Genomic DNA, 3,758 nt, shown 5'->3' with positions numbered 1-3,758 from the left:
GAGGCGGGGCGCCGGTCGGCTACGGCATCAAGCTCGCAGCGACCGTCGCTCCCAGCTCCCAGCACGCCTCTCGATCTTTCGCGTCCGGGGTACCGAGCACCGTCACCGGCTCGCGCAACCGCTTCCACTTCAAGCCCGTGGCGATGGTCTCCACGCTGCGGATCGCGCCCGTGGTGTCGGAGCCACCGTGGACATACAGGGCGTAGGGGCGACCTACCGTCGCCTCCAAACAGGGGTAATAGGCTTGATCGAAGAAATGCTTCATGGCGCCGCTCATATAGCCAATGTTCGCCGTCGTGCCCAAAAGATAACCATCAGCCGCCAGCACATCTGAGGCGGAAGCCGACAGCGCCGGGCGCACCTCCACTGCCACGCCCTCGATAGCCTCATCACGGGCACCGGATAGGACGGACTCTAGTATCGCCTGCATCGTGGGCGACGGTGTGTGGTGGACTACTAGGAGCGTGGGCACAACCGATATTCTAGCGCGCGGTTTCCAGGCGATCATCTCGCTTATGTCACCGAAATGACCTATGCCTCGCGATGGGGACTCCGGTCTACTCCCGTTACAGACGTTCGCTCTGGTCTACACGGAGAAAACACGCCGCCCTGGACCCGCGCGGACCCGGCCATATTCATCTTCCGAAGGGGCGGGACGCCACGGCGGCCTTGAGTCGATCGGCGAGGGCGGCGACTTCCGCACGTAGGGCGTCGGGCTTGTCGATGGTAAAGGACCAGCCGAGTCCGGCGAGCATCTGGGCCATACCGTCGAGCCTTTCGACTCGGGCTTTCAACAAGACCCCGTCGGACCGTTCGGTCAGTGTGCCGATGGTTGGTGGCAGCCGTCGTTTCGCCTCGTCGGGCGTGGTGTGTAGTACCACGGCGACCTCATGCTTCCAGTCCACGGCCGCTATTCCCGCCAGCACGTGTTCGGCGGGGTCGAAGCCAGACGGTACGTCGTAACTGCCGTCAGCAGGACGGACCTGGGCGATGCGGTCGAGTCGGAATGTGCGGACCTCACCTCGGAGATGGTCACGCCCCGTCACGTACCAGCGGCCAGCATGGAAGACGAGCCCGTACGCGTCGAGCGAGCGTTGACCGCTGCGCCCATCCCATGCGGTGTAGTCAATGGTGACGGTACGCCGCTGGTGGGCGGCTTCGGCGAGTTCAAGCAGGACGGGTGCCCCGGGCGGAACACCTACTCGGCTGGGCGCGGTGAACCGTGTGGTGGCCGCCAGCCTGCAACAACCCGAGCAGAGCGAGCACGCGCGCCGTGGGCCGGGCCAAGATTCTCCGCCAATCCGGTCGGATGTTGTCCGGTATCAACTCTACGTTGACCACATGGCGACCTACGTACTCGTTCCCGGATTCTGGCTCGGCGCATGGGCCTGGCGCCCCGTTGCCCAACCACTGCGTGAGCGCGGGCACAATGTGCATCCGGTCTCCCTGACCGGCATGGCCGAGCGGGCCGGTCAGGCGCGGCCCGATACCGACCTGGAAACCCACATCAACGACGTGGTGAACCTGCTGGCCTCGCGGGACCTTCACGACGTGATCCTCGTCGGACACAGCTACGCCGGCCTGGTGATCACCGGTGCCGCCGATCGGCTCCCCGAGCGCATTGAGCAACTCGTCTACCTCGACACCGGCCCTCTGCCCGACGGCATGTCGCAAAACGAATTCGCACCGTCCGAGCAGCAGACGACCAATGCGGAACTCGTCGCGAACTACGGGGACGGCTGGCAGCTACCGCCGCCCCCGTGGGCGACGCTCGCCGCCCCCGTCCCCGACGTCGACGAAGCGGCCATTGAAGCGCTCACCACCAACTCGGTCCCGCAGCCTTGGGCGACCGCCACCTCACCAGCTCGGCTGACCGGCAGGTGGGAAAAGCTGCCCCGACTGGCGATCCTCTGCACCTTCACGACCGAACAGGTCCGCGCCATGGCGGCAACCGTGCCGGCCTTCCGGCACATGGCCGGCGACATCTGGCGGTACGCCGAGCTACCTACCTGGCACTGGCCAATGTTCAGCCGCCCCGCCGAGCTCGCCGAGATCCTTGACGGTGCCACCCGGTAGGTCTCGCATCGGCTCAGCGGTTTCCCGGCGAACGCACCGAGGTTTTGGTCGCAAAAGTAGTTCGGCGCGCACATCAGTGGGATGACGTCCGCGCCGGTGACGTCGGCCCGCACGGCGAGCTCTCGGTGCCGACGAGACCATCGCGGATACGCCGTATCCGAGTACCCCTCCGACGTCGACGTCGCACTCAACCTGACCCTGCCCAGCGACCAACTCACCGAAGTTGCAAACGCCGTCCGCCCATGCGGACGGCGTTTCCTCACGATCACCTACCCCGTGCCGCAGCAGGAGTGGATCGGCCGCGACGACGTCGCTCTACATTTCGTGCTGGACATGGACGGCACCTTCGGCGGCGCGAGGTCGGCGAACTGGCGCTCCACGGCGAACTACCGGCCGCCGCTACACCCTCGACAAGGGCGTTCAAGCATGCGTCGACTTCGTCCGCCTGCACACCACGGGCATGCTCGTCGTCACGATGTGAAACGCGCTGTCATCGGCGTTTCCCGGAAGTTCAGCCGACCGACGACACCACTGCGCGACAGGAAGACCACGTGATAACCGACATCCGCGAACTCCAGCAAGCCTTCGACAACGCTGAGTTGCACGCCGACACCGACCGCTTGAACACCCTGCTGGCGGATGACTTCATGTCCATCGGCGAGCGGGGCTACCAGCTCAACAAGCGGCAGTGGATCGACCGACACGCCGACTTCGCCTACCACTCCTTGGAAACAAGCGAACTGGACGTACGCCGCTACGACCACGCTGCGATCGTGCGCTGCGTCCAGCGCAGCCGGGCGTCGTGGCGTGGTGAAGTGATGACGCTGACAGTGCGACTGAGTCAGGTATGGGTGGAACTGCCCGACGGATGGCGCCTCGCCGGCATCCAGTTCAGTTCACTCGACCCAGCCTGAACGCCTCATCTGCCAACCTACGAATGTCGTACTCGGTCGATGGCGGCGACGTGATCGAAAACATGCAGCTGCATCGATAGTCGGTGGCCTCTGCCGCGTTGCCCATCGGCGGCAGGCGTCGTCGGCCGCCGACGGACAACGCGCTATAGCTGCTTCCCCGAACAGAGGAGGGTCGGCATCGCGACCATGCTACGGCCGCTGTGCGTCACACCGCCGTCGGGTCAAGGTCTGGCGGCGAGCCCTACCGCCGCGTTATCCGCGAAGCAGCGTGATCACGCGACCGCCGGGGCTGACGGTCTCGGTGATGGCGGTGCGCTCGTCGATGGCGGCAGCGCTCGGGCGCTGGTCGAAGACGGCGAGGGTGCCCGTGTCGAGTTGGAGTCGGTCGAGATAACGATCGAGTTGCTTGAGGCCCTGGCGGAGCGGGTCCGCCTTGGTCGCGCGCCAGGTCTTGATCTCGATCGCTTCGCGCTGGACGTCGCGGGTGCCGCCGGGGGTCGTGTAGGGCCAGCGAATGGTCAGGTCGACGCGGCCGGCACCGACGGCGTATTCCCGCGCGATGTAGCCGCCACCATTGACGACGCGCTGGAGGTACCCCATGAGGATCAGCTGCGGGGCGACCTCGTGATAAAAGCCGCCCTTGGAGAGGAACTCGCCGTTCTCGATCCACCACTCGGCGAACTCGGTGAGGACCTTGGGGAAGTCGAAGCTGTTGTCCGGGCGGACGAACGAACGGGGGTTGGCGGTGACGCTCTCCTGGACGCTGGA

At 65.7% G+C, this 3,758-nt stretch carries 4 protein-coding genes and 1 pseudogene; 2 read left to right on the top strand and 3 right to left on the bottom strand.

Translation table 11 applies throughout. From position 1 onward, the window contains the following. Positions 1-19 precede the first annotated feature (19 nt). Positions 20-481 carry a flavodoxin family protein gene (locus U9980_RS23150; RefSeq protein WP_131746684.1) on the bottom strand — a complete coding sequence of 154 codons (462 nt, stop codon included), beginning with the start codon at positions 479-481 and terminating at the stop codon, positions 20-22. Positions 482-635: 154 nt separating this feature from the next. Next, positions 636-1,175: a WYL domain-containing protein gene (locus U9980_RS23145; protein ID WP_322769873.1), complete on the bottom strand. Its 540-nt coding sequence runs from the start codon at positions 1,173-1,175 to the stop codon at positions 636-638. 166 nt (positions 1,176-1,341) lie between these two features. Between U9980_RS23145 and U9980_RS23140 the strand changes: the two genes are divergently transcribed. Beyond that, entirely contained in the window at positions 1,342-2,076 is a 735-nt protein-coding gene (locus tag U9980_RS23140) for an alpha/beta hydrolase (protein ID WP_322769872.1), read from the top strand. A gap of 551 nt (positions 2,077-2,627) precedes the next feature. After that, positions 2,628-2,990 (top strand): nuclear transport factor 2 family protein, encoded by a 363-nt coding sequence (locus tag U9980_RS23135; RefSeq protein WP_322753409.1) that lies wholly within the window; start codon positions 2,628-2,630, stop codon positions 2,988-2,990. A gap of 252 nt (positions 2,991-3,242) precedes the next feature. Here U9980_RS23135 and U9980_RS23130 read toward each other — a convergent pair. Next, positions 3,243-3,758, bottom strand: a pseudogene (locus U9980_RS23130) (ATP-binding protein); the annotation flags it as partial.

The organism is Protofrankia sp. Cr1 (genome assembly GCF_963555865.1).
Lineage (GTDB): Bacteria > Actinomycetota > Actinomycetes > Frankiales > Frankiaceae > Protofrankia.
The sequence above is the reverse complement of the archived record's forward strand: the minus strand, read 5'-3'. Positions and strand labels throughout refer to the sequence as shown.

Excerpts from the sequence above, each read along its gene's own strand:
- U9980_RS23140 (WP_322769872.1), top strand. The coding sequence starts at position 1,342 with ATGGCGACCTACGTACTCGTTCCCGGATTCTGGCTCGGCGCATGGGCC.